Origin of the sequence: Luteibacter aegosomaticola, assembly GCF_023078475.1 — a bacterium.
GTDB classification, from domain to species: Bacteria; Pseudomonadota; Gammaproteobacteria; order Xanthomonadales; family Rhodanobacteraceae; genus Luteibacter; species Luteibacter aegosomaticola.
In genome coordinates this window covers 778,916-798,440 of the sequence record NZ_CP095741.1, presented here as the reverse complement: position 1 = coordinate 798,440, position 19,525 = coordinate 778,916, and the positions used below count along the sequence as shown (strand labels likewise).

Below are 19,525 nucleotides of genomic sequence, written 5' to 3'. Positions count from 1 at the left end.
AAGCTAGTCTGGCGCGTCCCGCACGAACTTGTGGCGTGCGGACGCGTGCCAAGGGGCAGCTTCTTGCGAGCTGGGCGCGAGGAATTACGGGCCAAACCGGACTCTTTTCCTTCGAGGGCACTATGTCATTCATCATCTCTCGTCCCTGGCGGGTGGGCACGGCCGTGCTCATCGTCGCCGGCGCCACCTGTACGGCGCACGCTGCCACGACCACACCCGGCAGCACCACGGCCACTCCCCTGCTCACCAAAGCGGTCAATGCGCGCCAGATGACCACGCTGCAAGGCAGCGTGCCTGCACGGGTGGCGACCAGCACCGACAGCGGTCCCATGGGAACCGCCGAAGTCATCCCTTCGATGACCCTGGTGATGAAGCGCAGTAGCGACCAGCAGAAGCGGTTCGATGCCTACCTGGCCTCGCTGGATAACCCGGCCTCCGCCAACTATCACAAGTGGCTCACCGCGCAGCAGGTGGGCGAGCAGTTCGGCCCGAGCACGAAAGATATCGCCGCCGTAAAGCAGTGGCTCGGAGGCCAGGGCCTTGGCGTGAAGAGTGTCTCTGCCGACGGCATGCTCATCCGTTTCTCCGGCTCGGTCGGCGCTGTGCAGCAGGCCTTCGGGACGTCGATGCACCGCTACCGCGCTGAAGGCAAGGTGCACTTCGCCAATGCGTCGGAACAGAAACTGCCCACCGACCTCGTACCCGTGGTACGCGGTGTCGCCTCGCTGACGGACTTCTTCCCGAAGCCGCAGATGCGCAACGCGCAGCCCGTACGGCGTGATGGCAAGGGCGCGTGGGTATCGGCGGGAACGCCATCGAGCGATTTCAACTTCGTCTACCAGGGCTCCACCTTCTTTGACGTGGTCCCCGCGGATTTCGCCACGATCTACGACGTGAATCCGCTATGGAACCAGCCGACGCCCGTGCGGGGTGCCGGACAGAACGTGACGGTGCTCGAGCGCACCAATGTGCTCGACGCGGATGTCGCGACGTTCCGCCAGACCTTCCTGCCCAAGAATGCCGCAGGCGTATTTGCCCAGGTGCATCCGGCCGGCCCGGCGGGCTGCTCCGATCCTGGCACCAACGGTGATGAAGGCGAGGCCGCGCTGGATGCGGAATGGGCCGGCGCCGCCGCACCGGATGCAAACATCACGCTCGCATCGTGCGCGGATACCGGTGCTGACTTCGGCGCGTTCCTTGCTGCGGAAAACGTGCTCGAGCAAGCTGCACCGCCCCAGATCCTCAGCCTGAGTTACGGCGAATGTGAAATCGTCAGCACGGCGGTCGGTGATAACGATGTCGTGACGGCGCTGTGGTCTACCGCCGCCGCGGAAGGCATCACGGTATTCGTCTCCACGGGCGATGCCGGCGTGGCCGGTTGCGACCAGAACCAGGCGGCGTCGACCTTCGGCATCGCGGTGAATGGCCTCAGCAGCACGCCATATAACGTCGCCGTGGGTGGCACCGATTTCGACGACTACAAGAAGACCAGCAAGTACTGGCTCGCGGGCAACGGCGAACTCGGTGCAAGCGCCATCAGCTACATCCCCGAGCAGACGTGGAACGACTCGTGCGCGAGCGCCCAGCTGGATGCCGTCCTCGGCTACAAGGACCCGAACACGGCCTGCAACTCAAGCAAGGGTCTCGACTTCCTCAATACAGCAGGCGGCAGCGGTGGCCCGAGCTATCTGTGGAGCCAGCCCACGTGGCAGCAAGGCCTGGCGGGCCTGGACCAGAACGTCACGCGCGCCACGCCGGATGTGTCCTTGTTCGCGGCCAACGGCATCTACGGCCATGCGTTGATCTTCTGCATGTCCGATGCCGACCAGGGCGGCACGCCGTGCAACTACCTCGACCCGACCGACTCGGTCTTCAACAGTGCCGGCGGCACGTCGTTCGCCGCACCGGCCATGGCGGGCGTCCAGGCCCTGGTGAACCAGGCCGCGGCGGATCGCCTTGGTAACGTCGCACCGACGCTGTGGGGCCTGGCACGCCTGCAGTACGGCACCAGCGCCACGCCAGCCGCCGGCTGCAAGGCGAAAGACACCACGTGCGTGTTCCACGACGTGGCGACGGGCGATATCGATGTGCCCTGCTTCGCCGGCACCGCCGATTGCTTCGTGAAGAAGGGCCAGCAGTACGGCGTTGTAAGCGATGGCGGGCGCGCGTCGCTTGTTACCGCGTGGAAGGCCGGCAAGGGTTACGACTACGCCACCGGCCTCGGCTCCCTGGATGTCACGAACCTCGCCCATGCCATCGCGGCGAAGACGGCACGCGGCAACGCCATCTCGCGCACATGGGATCTTGCCGGCTTCAACGACAGCGGAAACCCAGGCGTGGGCCTGAACTCGATCCTCGACGGCAAGAGCACGCTGTTGCTGGTGGGGCCGAAGACGGGCAATACCACGCTGGTGCGCATGAACGGCAGTACGGTCCTCGATACCGATACGTGGCTGCCTGTGCAGCGTGGCGATCAGATCGTCGACGGATTGCAGCCCGGTGACCAGGTGAAGGCCATTCCTTACGATATCTTCGGCGGCAAGCTCGTCGGCCAGAACGTGATCGAGAGCGACAACCCGACCGACAACACACTGAACCTCGCGATCTACAGCTACGGGTGGATCAACTTCCGCTTCCCGTATGCGGCGGGCTGGAGCATGGTCGGCGCGGGCCTCGTCGATGGCTCGGGCAAGTCGCAGGAAGTGTGGTTCAACAGCAAGACGAACCAGCTGGCGTTCTGGACCATCAATTGCACGGGCACCATCACCTTTGGCCGCCTCGACCAGGTGGATTGCCAGCAGGCCGTTGGTAGCTCCGTGGCTGCGCCCACCGGCTTCACGCCGCATCTCGCCGACCTGAACGGCGATGGCATCCTCGACATCGTGTGGACCGGACCGAAGCGGGCGGTCCACTACTGGATCAACGACGGCAAGGGCGGCTTCGCGAAGACCACGGGCGCAGATCTTGCTCCTTCGGGCTTCGACCTTATCGGCGCCGGTGAAATCGCCGGAAGCGGCCGCACCGACCTGGTGTGGTTCAACAGCGCGACCGGCAAGCTGCGCTGGTGGGATATGGATGGCACGACGATCGCCAGCCAGAACACCATGGCCGCGCCGAGTGGCTACAGCCCGGCCACGATCGAAGACTTCGATGGCGATGGCCTCGCCGATCTCCTGTGGACGAATGCGAAGGGTAAAGCCTTCCTGTGGCAAGGCACGGGTGATGCGTTCGTGTCGCAGCAGGTCGCGGACGGTACAGGTACCGCGTTCGTGGTGCCTAGCGGTTATGCGGTGCAGTTCAACCGGTTGCAGGGTGTGGCCAATGCCGTTGCGCCCGCCGCTGCGGGTCAGGTCGCATCGGTCGGCACGCACTGACCGTACGCGTTTTCGGCAACCCATAGAAAGGCGAGCGGGCAACCGCTCGCCTTTCTTCATTTCTGTAGGAGCGCGCTTGCGCGCGATGGGCCTTGCCGCAAGCACCTATCGCGCGCAAGCGCGCTCCTGCAGGGGCAGCTCAGTCGCAACTTCTTGCGACGGCAATAATGTCCTCCTCTAGGAAAAAGTCGCATAGACAGTATTACTGACGAACTTCTAACTTCTTACGGCAAAGACGGGCTGGAGGGCCTTTCTTGCGTTAAGCCTTTGGGGTTTTGCGTTTCAGATCGATTTTTCGTACGGGCGCGCCACGTTCGTACGCTGCGGCCGAAAGGCCATCTGGGGAGTCTAAAAATCATGCTTCGTAACAATGCACAGGCGCACTTGCTGCGTCGGTCAACGCTGGCGCTCGCCTTGGCGGCGGGTCTCGGCATTACGGGTGGTGCTTACGCGCAGGCCACGACCGGCGCCATCGCTGGTTCGGTCCAGCCCGGCTCCGCCACCACCGTCCAGGTCTCGGGCACCAACGGCCTGACCCGCGAAGTCCCCGTGGATGCCCAGGGCCGCTACAACATCAGCAACCTGCCGCTCGGCACGTACACCGTGAGCACGAAGAACAACGGCGCCGTGGTCGACTCGCGCAAGAACGTCTCCATCAAGGTCGGCGGCAGCACGGACGTCTCGTTCGTCGCCGCAGCCGCGTCCGCCTCCGAAGCGCAGTCGCTCGAGTCGGTCACGGTCTCCGCCAACACCCTCCCGCCGATCGATACCTCGCAGGTCGACTCGCGCACCGTCGTCACCTCCGAGACCCTCGCCCGCCTGCCGCTGGGCCGCAATGCCGAAGCCATCGCGCTGCTCGCACCGGGCGCCGTACCGGGCTCCAGCACGCTGGGCAACGGCCGCTTCCGCACCGTGTCGTTCGGCGGCTCGGGCGCATCGGAAAACGCGTACTACATCAACGGCTACAACACGACCGATCCGTACAAGGCGCTCGGCGGCGTCGGCCTGCCGTACGGCGCGATCGACCAGCAGGAAGTCTATACCGGCGGTTACTCGGCGAAGTACGGCCGTTCCGACGGTGGCGTGATCTCCCAGGTCGGTAAGCGCGGTACCAATGAATGGCACTTCGGTGCGCAGGTGCTGTGGGAGCCGCGTTTCGCCGCTTCCTCGCTCGGCACCGAGTACTACGGCACGCGCGGGCTCCCGCCAGGCTACGGCTACCAGGATGAGAGCAAGGTCGGCACGCCGTACCGCGATTACAAGGACAACACCAAGTGGACCACGACGTACAGCGCGTATGTCGGCGGCCCGCTGATCAAGGACAAGCTGTTCTTCTTCGTCGCCGCGGAAGCGGAAAAGTCGGAGGGCGACAGCACTTCGTCGGTTGAAGCGAACCCGGTGGCGACCAACCACTACACGTACAACCTGCCGAAGTACTACGCCAAGCTCGACTGGAACATCAACGATTCCAACATCCTCGAGCTGACCGGCATCCACTCGACCGATGAGCAGCGTGGCGTCTACACCGGCTACGACTACGACACCCGCTCCCATACCGGCCTGACCGGCGCCGATGCCAACACGTCGAAGATCACCTCGAAGTTCGCGATCGCCAAGTACACCTCGTACATCACCGACGACCTGACCTTGTCGGCAACGTATGCCAAGGGCTGGACCGACGATTACCTGAACAACCCGACGCCGAACATCGATAGCCAGCCGTATATCAACTTCCCGGAAAACCAGAATCCGGCGATCACGGGCGGCACCCCGATCACCAACCTGAACCCGTCGAACCAGACCCAGGATCCGCGTGCGGGCAGCCGTACCCACGGCCTGCGCATCGACCTCGACTGGCAGGTCGGCGACCACCACCTCGCCGGTGGTATCGACAACATGCACTACCGCGGCATCGACGAAGGCATCGCCACGAGCGGCCCGGGGTATTACTGGCAGTACGGCCATTCCGCGAACCCGGACACGCCGATCAGCGGCGCCCTGGGCGCCGGCGCACCGGGTGGCGATGGCTACTACGTCAGCCAGCGCATCTTCTCGTCGGTGACCAACATGTCCCTCGACCAGCGTGCCCAGTACCTGGAAGACCGCTGGCAGGTGACGGATAAGGTGCTCGTCAGCATCGGTATCCGTAACGATGGCTTCAAGAACTTCAACGACAAGAACAAGCCGTATGTGAACAACCAGGCGCAGTGGGCTCCGCGCATTGGTGCCACGTGGGATGTCTTCGGTGACTCGAGCCTGAAGATCTACGGCAACCTTGGCCGCTACTACCTGGCGCTGCCGAACAACGTGGCTGTCCGTGGCGCTTCGCCGTCGACGCTCACGTACGAGTACTTCAACTACACCGGCATCGATCAGTACGGTCGTCCGACCGGCCTGACCTCGCTGAGCGCCAACGGCCCGGCCTCGCCCGATGGCGAGTACGGCCAGGCGGTGGATGCGCAGGCCGTGGCTGCCCGCGATCTGAAGAGCCAGTACCAGGATGAAGCGATCTTCGGCTTCGACAAGCAGTTGGGTTCGGCATGGGTCACCGGCGCCAAGGTGACGGTACGTAAGCTCCGCACCGCCATCGATGACGTCTGCGACACCGCCAAGATCGGCGACAAGATGACGCGCGAAGGCCTGGATCCGGATTCGGTGAACATCCCGGGCTGCGTCATCTTCAACCCGGGCTCCACCAACACGTTCAGCCTGGCCAACCTCGATGGCAGCGGCCGCACCGAAGTGAAGATGAACCAGGAAGACTGGGGCTTCTCGCAGAAGGCGAAGCGCGCTTACTACGCCCTCGACCTGTACCTCGACCATCCGTATGACGGCAAGTGGCAGGGTCGCATCGACTACACGTTCTCGCGCTCGTACGGCAACACCGAAGGCCAGACCAAGTCGGATATCGGCCAGACCGATATCTCGAAGACCCAGGACTGGGATTCGGCCGAGCTGATGCGTTCTGCGAATGGCCTGCTGTCGAATGACCGCACCCACCAGCTGAAGGCTTACGGTGCCTATTCGCTCACGGATGAGTGGATGGTCTCGGGCAACCTGCGCCTCGCGTCCGGTTCGCCGAAGGAATGCCTGGGTTACGAAGACGCCCTGGCCGATTCGGATCCGATCGGTTACGGCTCGTCGTACCACAACTGCAACGGCAAGCCGTCACCGCCGGGTGTCAAGCGTAACCCGTGGTTCAAGCAGCTTGACCTCGCGGTCACGTACCGTCCGGCCATCTTCGACGGCAAGGCTGCCTTCGGCCTGCAGGTGTTCAACGTGAGCAACGAGCGTAAGCCGCTCAACAGCTTCTCGACGTATGAATCGGATACGCCGATGACCGTGCTGAACAACTACGACCTCGGCCAGTTCTATCAGGCTCCGCGCTACGCCCGCCTCACCGCGACGTACGACTTCTAAACCGTAACCTAGACCGGCGTCTCTCTCCCAGGAGACGCCGGGACGGCCATAACAATTCGCCAGGGATGGATCGGGAATCTCCCCTCGCCACCGCCGAAATGCGGTGGCGTTTTTTGTGCACGCAACGCAACGATAGAAACCGTGAATAAGAATCTCTGTTGCACGTAGAAATGAAGCGAAAAGAATCAGAATTCCCCTACAGACGTCGCTACTGAAATCCCGCGAATATGTATGTGCACCACTCACGACTTAAAGGAGTGGCGCCGACGCTGCAAGAGGCGCGTCCCCAGCACACAAATCCGGCCAGTCGGCGGCCCGCCGGAGGAAGCGCTCGGTTTTTCATCCATGTAGAAAAGGAGTTTTCTGATGAAAGCACTAACTATTGCTGCTCTTGTTGCAGCGGCAATCTGCGGGACTATTTCGAACGAATCGCATGCTGCGGCGTCGAACGCCGTACAACGCGTCTACTTTGATGCGTCGGATCACATTATCGGTGAGTCGCTGCGCTACTGCAGTTCTAACCAGCAACATTGGGGCACGGCGCCACGGAGTTCCGGGAACTGGGTAGAAGTGTTCTACGCTTGCTCGGATGGCCCGCAGGCCAGCGTCGTTTATGCGTACGTGTCGCCGAACATTCGTGCCACCTTCTGCACGACCTATGCCGACGTCTGTCTTGGCGACGGACCCACACCGCAATACGACTACGTTGTCGGCCCTATCACTCAGGGCTTCTTTTCTGACTGAAACGTAGTTCCGGGATAGACGACAAGCCCCAGGGACGGGGCGACCGGACCGTGTGACGGCGGCGAAAATCAACGCTCTCGCAACGAGAAAACAACGGGCACCACGACGTCGACTGGCGCCGTTCCCAGTGCTTCGGGAGGTGGCGGCACGGGACTCGCGCGCTGGACCGTGACAAGGGTTTCATCGTCCAGTACCGCATAGCCGGTCGTACGTTCGATACGCACGGCAGACACCCGGCCCGTGTGATCAACGGTGAAGCGAACCCAGGCCGTACCTTGTTGACGCGAGCGTTCGGCACGCGGTGGGTAGTGACGGTAACTCGCCAGGTGGCCGAGCAACACGCTTTCCCAGGTGAGCCTGACTGCGCTTCCCTGCCCTTCACTGCGTGCGGGTGCCGCGACAGCACCGGCTACGTTTGCCTCCGAGCCAGGAGGCGCCGTCGCCACTCCAGACGCGTGGGCCATGTCAGCAACGTCCGTGGCCGCCTCTGCGACCACTTTCTCTTGCACCGGTGCATCTCCCTTCGGAGGAACCACCGGCGCAGGCGGTATCGTCCGCGGCTTCGGCTTCGCCATGCTCGGTGCCTGTTCCCTTTGACGGGGACCTGGCGCGGCAGCAACAGCCGGTTGCGGCGGCGCCGTGGGCACCGGAGCCAGCTGCAGCATCACGGCCTGCATCGGCGCCGCATCCGGGCGCGGCGAACGCGACGGCGCATGGATAGCGACGCAAAGCACGGCCGCGTGCAAGGCTAGCGCCAGCGTGCCGCTGACGATCCAGCGCCGGCGGTCGACCGACGCACTCATCCCTGCCCGCGCTCCAACGCCAGCAAAGCGACGTGCAGGTAGCCCGCATCACGCAAGGCATCCATCGCTTCCATCAAGGCTTCATACGGCACGTCCTTGCCCGCACGCACGTAGACGCGCTGTGTGTTGTCATCGTGCGATGCGCTATCGAGCGCCGCCTTCAGCTGGTCTCGTGCCACCGCTTCGTCGCCCACGCGCCACGCGTGGCCTGCGTCCACCGTGAGGTACAGCGGCGCCTTGTCATCGGGACGGGCCGAGGCCGTACTTCCGGGTAACTCCACCGGGACATCCACCGTGGCCAGCGGCGCGGCCACCATGAAGATGATGAGCAGCACCAGCATCACGTCGATGAAGGGTGTCACGTTGATCTCGTGGTGTTCGCCGGGCTCGTCATCGTGCGAGCTTTCGTGCATACCGAAGGCCATGACGTCAGGCCACCCCGCCTTGCATACGTTCCATGTCGCGGGAGACCAGGATCTGTACACCGACGACAAGGTCACCCGAGATACCGCGCAATGACGCGAGCGAGCGGGTGAAGTGGTTATAGATGACGACCGCGGGAATCGCCGCGGCAAGACCGAACGCAGTCGCCAGCAATGCCTCGGCAATGCCGGGAGCCACGACGGCCAGGCTGGTCGCATTGGCCCGCGCGATACCCACGAAGCTATTCATGATGCCCCACACCGTGCCGAACAGACCGACGAACGGCGCCGTCGCACCGATCGTCGCCAGCACGCCGATGCCGCGCCGCGCCTGTCGCGACCATGCGAGTTCGATGCGTGCCAACCGCATGGCCACGCGCTCAGTGAGGCCCGTGGCCACGGCATCACCGGACGACAGCCGGAACTCGCTGGCAGCCGCACCGAGCAGCGCTACGGGAAGCGCGCCGCCCAGCCCCTCAGCCGTGCGCGCTTCGCCAAGGGTACCCACCTCCAGCAACGCACGCCGGGCCGCGCCGAGTTCGCGCGCTTGCCGGCGCAGCTCCCAGGCTTTCGCAAAGAGAACCGACCACGTGGCAAGCGAAGCCAGGGCCAGCAAGAGCATGACGGCCTGCACCAGGCTGTCGGCATGGCGCACCATCGCGAGCGGGCTGAAATCGGGTGCCGTGTTCAAGAGCATGGTCGTTGCGTACCTCGTCAGAAAGCGTGTTCAAGTTTCAGGCTGAAGGCGTTCTTGTCGTAGCTGTAGAGCCAATCGACGTTGCTGTGGATACGGTTGCGGCGCGCCGTCAGTACAGGCGTGAATCCTGCGAAGGCGAAGCGGCTAGCCTTGATGACCACGGTGTAGGCCTGCTCGTGGTCATTGCGCCGCTCACCGAGGACGCTGCTATAGGCCCCGTAGTCGCGATGACGGAACGAGGCGAACACCGTGGACGTGAAACCGGCAGGCCATTCCCACGATGTGCCAAGGCGGATGCCTTTCTGGAGATAAGCGTTCACCCGTTCGACGGCGCCGCTGTCGACAAGGTCCAGGCCACCGAAGACCGTGCCTCCGCCACCGATGCCCTGAAACCACGTCGCATACACCGAGCGCATGACGCCGTCATACTGGCTGGCGTAGTCCGGCCGCCTGTAGCGCATGCGCTTGATGTCGCCTTCGATCTTCAATAGCGAGTTCGCCGACAGCGTATCGGTCCATTCCGCATGCGCCCCCACCGCGCCGTACATCGCCCGATTGCCCCACGCGTAGTAGTCGAACGTGGGCGCGATGGCGAATGTCTGGCGTCCGCTGCGGAAGCTATAGCCCGCCTGGAAGGTCCAGGTAAGCTCGTTGTACTGCGCCTCGCCTCGATAACTTTGACCAAATGCCAGCGAGCGGAGGTAGATGCCGTGATGCCCTTCGAGCGCCCAGCGCTTGTCGACGCTCGCGTCGAAGTCCACGCCCATGGCGCGCACGGCATCGGGCAGTTTACGGTTCACGTAGCAAAAGCCCGTCGTATCCGCGAGGAGGCAGGTCTCGCTGGCCGAACTGCGGTTGACGTTGTCGCTCCACAACGGGCCAGCGGAGAACGATCCCGTCCACCGGGCGCGTGTCGCGAGGGCTTTCTGGAACGCTTCGACCGTGCGGGCGACACCCGCCGTGCGCTCGTCGCTTGCGTCGAGCGAGGCGGCAATGGCCGTAAACAGGGCGGCTGCCGCTTTATCCTGCTGGTCCTCGAAATACACTCGCGCGAGTTCAAGGCGCCCGAGAAGGAAATCCGGCTGCCTTGCCAGCACGGCCTCGAACGAGGCCTGCGCTTCGCGGTAATGCCCGCGCAGCCGAGCAAAGACGCCCTGGGCATAATCCACCAGCATGGGATCGCGATCGGCGAGCGTCAGGTAATCCGTGAGGAAGGCCTGTGCGGCATCCCACGCCTTGTTCTGTAGCGAGAGATAGAGCGCTCGCCCTACGTCATTGGCATTGTGAGCCACGGTGTAGCTTTTGCCGTCCAGGGTAAGCGTCGGACGGCCCTCATCACCTTCGCCTTGCAAGGCCTGTTTTTCCTGTGCGGCGGCCTGGCGCTGGACGCCCTGGTCGAGCATGCGGCGCATGTTGTCCTGCTCCTGCGCAAAGCTGCACATCGGGAGCGCGATACACGCAATGGCTAGCACCAGTCGCGCGGACGCGCGCCAGTGACGGAATAACGGAAGCAACGCAGAAAGAACCATGATCCGGACCGGTAGGGGCATGCCGCGGGCAAGGACTGGCTGGCCAGGCTTGTCCTTGCCGCGCGATGCTTACTTCTTGGTGCCGCCGAACGCGGTGCTGTACTGGTTGTTCGCGAAGGTCGCCATGCCCGCCAGCGCCGTCTGGTTGCTGTAGAACTGGCCGGAGACGGCACCGCCCGTGGCGACGGCGGCACCCGATTGCAGGGCCACGGCGGTCGTGCCAGAGATGCTGGCGTTCGAGTTGATGTTGGCCGAACCGATGTTCACCGAGAAGCCAGCGCTGTTCGCGATGGTGCCGGTGAGCTTCGCCGTGGCAAAGTTGGCGGTGAACGTGCCGGAGAGCAGGTTCGCTCCGCTGAAGTTGTTGATGCCCGCGACGTTGTACGTGGCCGTGCCCGAGGTCGGGACGCTGGTATCGGCGTTATCACCGATGTAGTACACGGTGTGGGTCGCCAGGCCATCCGCCGTGTCCTTGCGCGAATTCCACTCGCCGAACCAGACATCCTGGCTACCGACCTTGGCAAACGAGAACACGCCGAGGTTATCGTGCGTGGTCGGCGCGCCGCTGTACGGGAAGTTCAGGCCGTACACAGTGGCGGTGCCGTCGCTCACACCATCGCGGTTGTAGTCCACCGAGGCGGCCGACTGGGTGCTATAGGCGGTCAGGCCGGTGAAATCGACAGGATTGTTCAGGCCAGTGGAGTTCACGGCAACACCGGCAAAGCCGGCATGGTGCGGCCCGCCGTTCACGGTGGAGGCGCCCACCGCGACATAACCCGTGTTGCTCGAACCGCCCTGGAAATTGGCGGCGTGCGAAGCGCCAGCCACGGTGAGGGCGAGTGCTGCGGCAAGGAACGTAAGCTTGGTGTGCTTCATGGTGTGATCCTCAAAGTTGGGGGACGTGCGGCATCCGAGCCGCCAGCGCAGTCGCTCCAGTAAGGGGCGTGGCCACTCAGAACCGGGCCGAAAGGCTCAGCTTCAACGTGCGCCCGGGAGCCGCCATGGGTGATCGTGTCGCCGGGTCCACGTAGTACCGGTCGGTCAGGTTGGTGACGGTGAGTTCGGCCGAGAGGTCGTCGGTGAAGTGGTAATCCGCATACGCGTCGACCAGCACGGTCTTGCCCCACGAGAACGGCACGTTGAACGTATACGTGGGCAAGCCCGCGCAGCTCGCCTGGCCACTGGCGTAGCACGCCTGGATTGAGTGGTCGCGGAACCAGTCAAGATCCTTGTTGCGGTACTGGCGGAAGTACGTCACGCGCGTACCGAGTTCCAGTTTGCGCTGGAAGAAGCGGCCGCCAAGCGATCCGTTGGCGGATAGCTTCGGCGTGGACTGGGTGAGCAGATAGCCGCCAACGAAGCCGTAATCCACGCAGGTCGGCACCACCGCATTGCCGATGATGTATCCGTTGCTGGTCGTCAGGACCGCAGCCGTGCTTTCGTCGCACACGCGGTTCTTGAGCTGGTAGTTCAGGGCAACGTCAGTGAAGAAGCGTCCGCCGTCGTAGCGCGCCTGGAAATCGAGCCCGCGGATGGTTTGCCGGTCGATATTGGAGAACTTAAAGTTCGCGTCGCGCTCGATCACGTTGCGCGTGGTGTTGGCATACCAGGCGAGCTTGACGTCTGCGAGGGTTCCTTCGCTGAAACGACGACTCAGGTCGTGCACGTATGCCAGTTCCCAGTTCCGGCTGTGCTCTGCCTTCAGACCCATCGGCGTCGTCGCCGCCGAGAACGCGATCGTGCTTTCGAACATGCTGGGGTAACGGAGCGTTTCGCCGTAACGCACATAGGCCCGGCTGTAATCGCTGAAGTGCGCGGTCGCCGAGAAGAACGGAACCCAGCCATGGTCTTTCTGGTGCGTGGCCTTCGGCTCATAGCTGGTGAGCTCGGGCGTGGACTGGCAGAGCACGCCCTTGGCACCTCCCGCTGCGGCAAGGGCGGGATCCAGGCAAGGGTTCCCCGCCTTCGTGAACTTGCCATTGGCGTCGGGCTTCCATTCGCCGAGATCGTGGCTCGTCTGATGCGTGGATGGGGTCGTATCGACAATGCTCTTCGCGATCGCGTCGTATTCCTCGGGCGTAAAGACGCCCAGGTCCGCGAGTTCCTTGTAGACCGCGAGGTCGTCGGCCACCATGGCTTCGCGCTCGGCCTCGGTGTACGTGTCGGTCGTGGTGTAGCCGGTCTTGTACCCCGTGACGTAGTTCGCCCCATGGGGGAAGATCTTGCTGCCGTTCTCATGCAGGAAATCGTCGAACGCCCAGTACGACGAGTAGCGTGCGCCTGCGGTCAGCGTGATGGCCTCTACCGGGCGCCACTCCAGGTTGAAGTAGCCCTGCCACTCATTGCGCCGCCCGGCGCGCGGATACATGCGCCAGCCGTCGGAATCACCAAAGTACGGATCGTTTGAGGTCAGCTTTTCATACTGGGCGCTGCCGCCCACGGTAAGATCCAGGTTGTCCAGCAGGCGGAATTTGTTGCTAAGCGTGAGCCCATCGCGGCCGTTAGTGGCATTGCCTACCGCGGTATTGCGTATCGTCGGATCGAAGCCAAATGACGGATTGCCCTGGGCGAAGTTCGGAAAACCACCGGCCGTGTAGGTATCGCTGATGGTGTTCGTGCGCCAGGCATTGGCGTACAAATCGAGCCAGCGGCTGTCCTCGGGGTTCCACTTGTACTCGAGGTTGTAGGCCTTTGCGTCGACCCGGCTCAGGGGCCACTGGATATCGCCGCGGTATTCCGACTGCATGATCCGCGAGGGCATGATCTCGCCGTAATGCGAAAGGCTGCTGCGATAGCCGAACTGCAGCGCCTGGTCCGTGGTGGGCCGCCAGGTCGTCTTGAACAGGAACGATTCGGTCTGGCTCGAGGTGTTGGGCACTTCATCGCCAGGCTCCCAGTAGTTCGCCATGGACCAGATGTAGTCATCGGCATTGCTGCTCTTGGCGTGGCTGTAGTAGTCAGCGCCTTTCTTGCCGGAGAAGTAGTTGCCGCGCTGCCGGTAGGCGTAGGCAGCAAGCACATCGATATCATCCGTCGGGCGCCAGCCCAACGCGAGGCGATAAGCGTGGTCGCCGCCGTTGAAGACGTTGTAGCCACCACCACCGTGCTTCGGATCTACCAGCAGCGTTTTGTCGGTGTATGGCGCCGAGGGTGATGACTGGGGGAAGCCGTCCACGTCACGATAGTCTTCACCGGTGTGCAGGGTAGGCAGCCGCGGGTGTGTGGAGTTGCTGCTTCCCTCTACCTTCAGTTCGAGACCGAATGACTTGCCCGGCTTGACGAAGTCATTCACCGATAAGGTGTTCACCACCATCGCGCCGCCGATGCCGGTGGTGACGTTCGGCGTGAGCGACGGCCCCTTCAGCACCTGGATGCCGCCGATCAGGAACGGGTCGATGTAGTTGCGGTTGGTGGCGCCGTTGTAGCCACGCCACACGGTCAACGCCTGCTCGGTGCCGTCGATGGTCACCGGCACGCGCCCCGGCCCCTGGATGCCGCGGATGTTCACATCGAGCGCACCGCTGTTGCGCGCATCGCCGCTAAAGACGCCGGGTACGCCGTTCAGCAGATCGGAAGGCGTGGTGCCCTTGAAGCGCTCAACCTCCTTGCGCCCGATGTAGGAGCTGGAGAGGTCGCGATCATAGACATCGTTGTAACCACGTGTGTCGCGCGCGCTACCGCTATCGGCGTAGGTCGATTCCACCGATAGCGTGCCGGTCACCACGGCGCCTTTCGCCGTGGGCACGCGCTCGAGGGTCACGACACCCGGGCGAACTTCACGCCAGCGCAAGCCACTGCCCAGCAGGAGTGCATCGAGCGCTTGCGCCGGGGTGTAATCCCCCTTGAGTGCGGGCGCAGTCAGGTCGTAAGGCGAGGCATCGGTATAGACCACCTGCGTGTGACTCTGCGCCGCGAACGCGGCGAGGGCGGCCGGCAGCGGCTGCGCCGGAATATCGAGCGCGGCGGCGGCGTGCTCCTGCGCGTGGACGCCGGGCATGGATGCGATGACGAGCAGGATGGCGGCCGCAAGGCGGCGCAGCGGCGCTGGGTTGCGTCGCGGGGTGTGGACATGGGGCATGTGGAGCGAAAGTCCCTGGCAGTCGAATATCGGTGATGCGAATGATTCGCATCACGCCTCTGCCAGAGAAGACGAACGGGGACCGACGAATCCCCTAGTACGTCGAGTACAAAAGATCGGCTCAATAAACCACGGTGAGCCACGGGCCGAGATCGACGCGCCCGAGGTTCAGCGCCGAGACCAGGCTATCGAGAGCGGCATCCGGAGCCTGTGCATCGAACGCGCCCGACACCGGTGGAGCCTGCAATGCGCGCCCGCGTAACAGGATGACGCCGTGCCTTGATCGCCCGATGCGGGCGACCACGTCCGCCAGCGGGCGCCGGTAGAAGACCCACTGCCCCTTCGTCCACGCCAGCTGTGCGGCCGCCTCGTTGCGGGCCAATGCGTGGACACCGGTGGCATCGATCGCTGCCGCTTCATCGGCGACAAGCTGCAACGCCTCGCCGCGCGAATCACCCACGGCCACCCGGCCTTCAAGCACGCCGACGCGGACGCCACCTGTCGTGCGCTCGACATCGAACACCGTACCCAACACGCGCGTGTGGCCGGCACCCGCATCAACCAGGAAGGGCCGCGCCGCGTCGTGGGAGACGTGGAAAAGCGCTTCGCCTTTTACCAGCGTGATGCGCCTTTCGTGGGGCCGCAAGTCGACGTCGATCGCGGTATCGGGGCCTAGCGTCACCGAGGTGCCATCGGCAAGCGTGACGAGGCGTGTCTCGCCGACGCGCGTCTGGGCATCATGGTGGGAGCGTTGCGCGATAACGGCGATACCGGCGACTAGCACCACGGCCGCCGCCGCGGCAAAGCGCATGCGCCGAGCTCGGCCACGCCGCGTCGCCGCGATCTGCGGCGTAGCAGAGGCGATGGTTTTCAATGCGCCGAACAGCGCCTCGGCCTCCTCCATCGCCTTTCCGTGCCGCCAATCGGTTGCCAGCCAATCCGCATATTCGCGGTACAAGGCGGAATCGTCCTCACCGCGGAGCCGCGCATGCCAACGCACGGCCTCCTCGAAACAGTGATCGTCAATGTCGTCGTAGCTCATCTGCCTATCCGTCATGCGGAATGGGTGTGCGGCAAGCACCGCGGCGCGGTCGTTGCCCGTCATGGGACTAGACGAACGGGCGCGCAGGAATCCCCTAGCCTCATCGCCCGTGCCCCGCTTCGCGCAAGCGCCGGCGGCAGGCCAACATGGCCTGGGCGATATGGTTTTCCACGGTCTTGGGGCTGATCGCCAGCCGAAGGGCAATCTCCCGCATGGTCAGGTTCTCGCCGCGATAGAGCAGGAAGACCTCGCGGCACTTGGGTGGCAACGCCTGGATCGCTGCCTGTAGCAGCGCGTATTCCTGCTGCCCCGCGACAACCTGGTCGGGGGTGGGCGCGCCATCCTGAATGTGTTCTGCCGGGGTGTCGCCATCGACGTGGCGCTCATGCGCGGCGCGCTGGCGCTGGCGGTCGATGACGAGGTTAGCCACGACCCGGTAGACGTAGGCAAGCCGGTTGCCCACGGCCGTATGCGGCTCGCGCGACAGGCGCAGCCAGGCATCCTGCAGCACATCGTCAGCCATGCTGGGCGAGCCGCCGCGGCGCAAGGCAAAGCGCCGCAACTCGTCGTAGCGGCTTTCAAGCAATGAGGCAAACGACGCCACGTCCGCGGCGTCCGCGTGACGATCGGGCATCCCTGGAAGCCTCGCGTGGAACCTGACGTCCAAGCGTACGCTTGTTGCGAATGATTCGCAATAACATCCGAGACGACGCGACGGCGGTGGCCGAGGTGTGTCCGGCCCGATTGTCCGCGGACACCCCGCCTGGGCACGGCAGACGGCGATAAGGCGCATCATGCTTCGCTTCTCACCGTGGCACGGGGTTTGCTATCCCGTCCTCCATCGAATATCCGCAGGGATCGGAAGCAATGTTTTCCTATTACCTCGACCTCGCGTTGAGGAGCTTGCGACGGCACAAGGCCGTCACCGCGCTGATGATCGTGGCGATTGGCCTGGGCATCGGCGCGAGCATGACCATGCTCACCTTGCTCCACGTCATGTCCGCCGACCCGTTACCCGGCGCCAGCAGCACCTTGTTCTACCCCCAGCTGGAGCCGCGCAGCCACGAGCAGACAGACGGCGACACCGAGATGCTCGGCCAGATGACCTGGGCTGATGCCATGAACCTGCTGCACGCCAGGCGTGGCAGCATGCAGGCAGCCATGAGCAGCGGGCGCGTCGCCGTGACGCCCCCAGGCGGCAACGCGCGTGCGTTCTTCGCCGACGCACGCTACACAAGCGCGGATTTCTTCCCGATGTTCCGCACGCCGTTCCTCAACGGACAGGGCTGGACGCACGACGACGACGACCGGCGCAGCCATGTCGTCGTGATCAGCCGAGCGCTGGCCACGCGGCTGTTTGGTGTCGACGAAGCGGTGGGTAAGACCCTGCGCCTGGGCACGGCCTCGTTCCAGGTGATCGGCGTCCTTGACCACTGGCAACCCGTGCCGCTGTTCTACGACCTCACCATGGGTGGCTACGCAAAAGCCGAAGAGGTCTTCATGCCCATGGAGACCGCTGTCGACACACATATGCCACTGACCGGCTCGATCACGTGCTGGGGCACCGCAGGTCTGGATCGTGGCGGCCTGACGCATGCCGACCAATGCGCATGGACGGAGTTCTGGGTGAAACTGGATACACCTGCGCAGGTAGAGGCCTACCGTGCGTTCCTTGATCACTATGCGAAGGAACAGCATGCACTCGGGCGTTTCCCCGCTGTCTCGCGAATCCAGCTGACCGACCTCAAGGGTTGGCTTGATACCAACCACGTGGTGCCTGGCAGTGTGGAGCTTCAGGCGCTGCTGGCATTCGGCTTTCTGATCGTGTGCCTGGTCAATACCGTAGCCCTGCTGCTGGTGAAGTTCTCACGGCGCATGGGTGAGCTGAGCGTGCGTCGCGCGATGGGTGCGGCGAAGCGCGCGATCTTCGCGCAGTTGCTGATCGAAGCCGCGACCATAGGCGTCAGCGGTGGCGTGCTCGGTCTGATGCTCGCCTCGGTCGGGCTCTGGGTCGTGCGCCAGCAGCCAAACGATTACGCCGCCTACGCGCGCATGGATGGCTCGATGCTGCTCCTCGCCATCGTGCTATCGATCGCCGCATCGCTTGCGGCTGCCATCTTCCCCGCCTGGCGCACCTGCCGCGTCGCGCCCGCCCTCGCCCTGAAGGTGCAGTAATGGCCCACCCGATCATCAAGGCCTTGCGGCACCATAAGACCGCCGTGGTGCTGATCACCCTGGAAATCGCGCTCACCCTGGCCATCATAGCCAACGCGCTGCTCATCATCGGCAGCCATGTCTCGCTGATGCAGGTGCCGACCGGGCTGCCCGATAACGAACTGGTATGGATGAAGACCACGGGTATCGACGAGCAGATGCCTGCCGCCGAGCGTGCGAGCCGCAGCGCGGCCGTCCTGGCCGCATTGCGCACACAACCCGGCGTGCGCGGTGCGGCAATGGTCAACGGCCTGCCGCTCAGCAAGATCGGTTCGTGGACCATGTGCCTGTTCCGCCAGCCGGAGAAGAAGAACGAGGTGTGCCAGGTGAACATGTACGCCGGCACTCCAGGCTATCTCGACGTACTCGGCGTACGTATCGCAAAGGGGCGGCCATTCACCGCTGACGATGTCACCGATTACGATTTCGGGGGCCACAACCAGGGCAACCCGCCGCCGGTCATTGTTTCCCGCTCGCTCGCCGATCAGATGTGGCCGGAAGAGGATCCGCTCGGCAAGCCCGTCTATCTTGACGTGGAAGGCCTGCACGTCAGCCACGTCATCGGTGTTACCGAGCATCTCGCGAATGCGAGCCTTCAGACAGGCGTACCCAACGATCTGAACATCCTGGTACCCGCCAGGGCACTCCCCGTGGGCAGCTTCGTCGTGCGCACCGCACCGGGCGCGGCAAACAAGGTAGCCTCCGCCCTGCCAACGGTGCTCGCCAAGGTCGACAGCAACCGCGTCGTGAGCGGCGTCGGGACGCTTAAGGATTCGGTCCACGAGTACTTCCGCGACGACCGCGCGCTGGTATGGCTGCTCGTCGCGGTGATCAGCAGCCTGCTGCTCCTCACCGGGCTCGGCGTATTCGGTCTCACGGGCTTCTGGGTCCAGGAACGCGTGCGCTACATCGGTATCCGCCGCGCACTGGGCGCCACCGAGGCCGACATACGCCACTACTTCCAGCTCGAGAACCTGGCGATCGTGTCGTTCGGGGTGGCGCTGGGCGCCGTAACGGCCGTGTGCCTGAATTTCTGGCTGCTGGTGCGCTACGAGCTCCCGCGCCTGCCCTTGCTTCCCCTGCTGGGTGGCGCGCTGCTGCTCTTCGCCATCGGCCAGCTCGCGGTGCTGCAGCCAGCGCGGCGTGCATGCCGTGTGCCGCCCGTGGCTGCGACGCGCGCGGCCTGATCAAAGGCGTGCGGC

General features: G+C 64.0%; 13 protein-coding genes. 5 read left to right on the top strand and 8 right to left on the bottom strand.

From position 1 onward, the window contains the following. The first annotated feature begins 122 nt into the window (after positions 1-122). The 3 genes from L2Y96_RS03525 (at position 123) to L2Y96_RS03515 (ending at position 7,538) form a co-directional block, all read left to right on the top strand. Positions 123-3,374, top strand: coding sequence for a protease pro-enzyme activation domain-containing protein (locus tag L2Y96_RS03525; RefSeq protein ID WP_247332290.1), 3,252 nt, complete (start codon positions 123-125; stop codon positions 3,372-3,374). A gap of 357 nt (positions 3,375-3,731) precedes the next feature. Then, a complete protein-coding gene (locus L2Y96_RS03520) occupies positions 3,732-6,794 on the top strand; it encodes a TonB-dependent receptor (protein ID WP_247332288.1) in 3,063 nt (1,020 codons plus the stop codon). Positions 6,795-7,160: 366 nt separating this feature from the next. Beyond that, positions 7,161-7,538, top strand: coding sequence for a hypothetical protein (locus L2Y96_RS03515; RefSeq protein ID WP_247332276.1), 378 nt, complete (start codon positions 7,161-7,163; stop codon positions 7,536-7,538). A 68-nt stretch (positions 7,539-7,606) separates the two neighbouring features. Here L2Y96_RS03515 and L2Y96_RS03510 read toward each other — a convergent pair whose 3' ends face one another. From L2Y96_RS03510 to L2Y96_RS03475, 8 genes are all read right to left on the bottom strand, one after another. Next, positions 7,607-8,341 carry an energy transducer TonB gene (locus L2Y96_RS03510; protein ID WP_247332274.1) on the bottom strand — a complete coding sequence of 245 codons (735 nt, stop codon included), beginning with the start codon at positions 8,339-8,341 and terminating at the stop codon, positions 7,607-7,609. Beyond that, positions 8,338-8,766 carry a TonB system transport protein ExbD gene (gene exbD, locus L2Y96_RS03505; RefSeq protein WP_247332272.1) on the bottom strand — a complete coding sequence of 143 codons (429 nt, stop codon included), beginning with the start codon at positions 8,764-8,766 and terminating at the stop codon, positions 8,338-8,340. Before exbD ends, L2Y96_RS03510 begins: the two co-directional genes overlap by 4 nt. Before the next feature lie 4 nt (positions 8,767-8,770). Then, a complete protein-coding gene (gene exbB, locus L2Y96_RS03500) occupies positions 8,771-9,460 on the bottom strand; it encodes a tonB-system energizer ExbB (protein ID WP_247332270.1) in 690 nt (229 codons plus the stop codon). A gap of 17 nt (positions 9,461-9,477) precedes the next feature. Continuing rightward, positions 9,478-10,872 (bottom strand): surface lipoprotein assembly modifier, encoded by a 1,395-nt coding sequence (locus L2Y96_RS03495; RefSeq protein WP_247332268.1) that lies wholly within the window; start codon positions 10,870-10,872, stop codon positions 9,478-9,480. A 186-nt stretch (positions 10,873-11,058) separates the two neighbouring features. After that, positions 11,059-11,865 carry a Slam-dependent surface lipoprotein gene (locus L2Y96_RS03490; RefSeq protein ID WP_247332267.1) on the bottom strand — a complete coding sequence of 269 codons (807 nt, stop codon included), beginning with the start codon at positions 11,863-11,865 and terminating at the stop codon, positions 11,059-11,061. A 76-nt stretch (positions 11,866-11,941) separates the two neighbouring features. Then, positions 11,942-15,067, bottom strand: coding sequence for a TonB-dependent receptor (locus L2Y96_RS03485; protein ID WP_247332257.1), 3,126 nt, complete (start codon positions 15,065-15,067; stop codon positions 11,942-11,944). A 121-nt stretch (positions 15,068-15,188) separates the two neighbouring features. Then, positions 15,189-16,109 carry a FecR family protein gene (locus L2Y96_RS03480; RefSeq protein ID WP_247332255.1) on the bottom strand — a complete coding sequence of 307 codons (921 nt, stop codon included), beginning with the start codon at positions 16,107-16,109 and terminating at the stop codon, positions 15,189-15,191. 100 nt (positions 16,110-16,209) lie between these two features. Beyond that, positions 16,210-16,743 (bottom strand): RNA polymerase sigma factor, encoded by a 534-nt coding sequence (locus L2Y96_RS03475; protein ID WP_247332254.1) that lies wholly within the window; start codon positions 16,741-16,743, stop codon positions 16,210-16,212. A gap of 233 nt (positions 16,744-16,976) precedes the next feature. Here L2Y96_RS03475 and L2Y96_RS03470 point away from each other — a divergent pair, with 233 nt between their 5' ends. Together L2Y96_RS03470 and L2Y96_RS03465 are read left to right on the top strand one after the other, a co-directional pair. Then, positions 16,977-18,284, top strand: a complete 1,308-nt coding sequence (locus tag L2Y96_RS03470) for an ABC transporter permease (RefSeq protein ID WP_247332252.1) — start codon at positions 16,977-16,979, stop codon at positions 18,282-18,284. Next, entirely contained in the window at positions 18,284-19,510 is a 1,227-nt protein-coding gene (locus L2Y96_RS03465) for an FtsX-like permease family protein (RefSeq protein WP_247332250.1), read from the top strand. Before L2Y96_RS03470 ends, L2Y96_RS03465 begins: the two co-directional genes overlap by 1 nt. Positions 19,511-19,525: the final 15 nt, after the last annotated feature.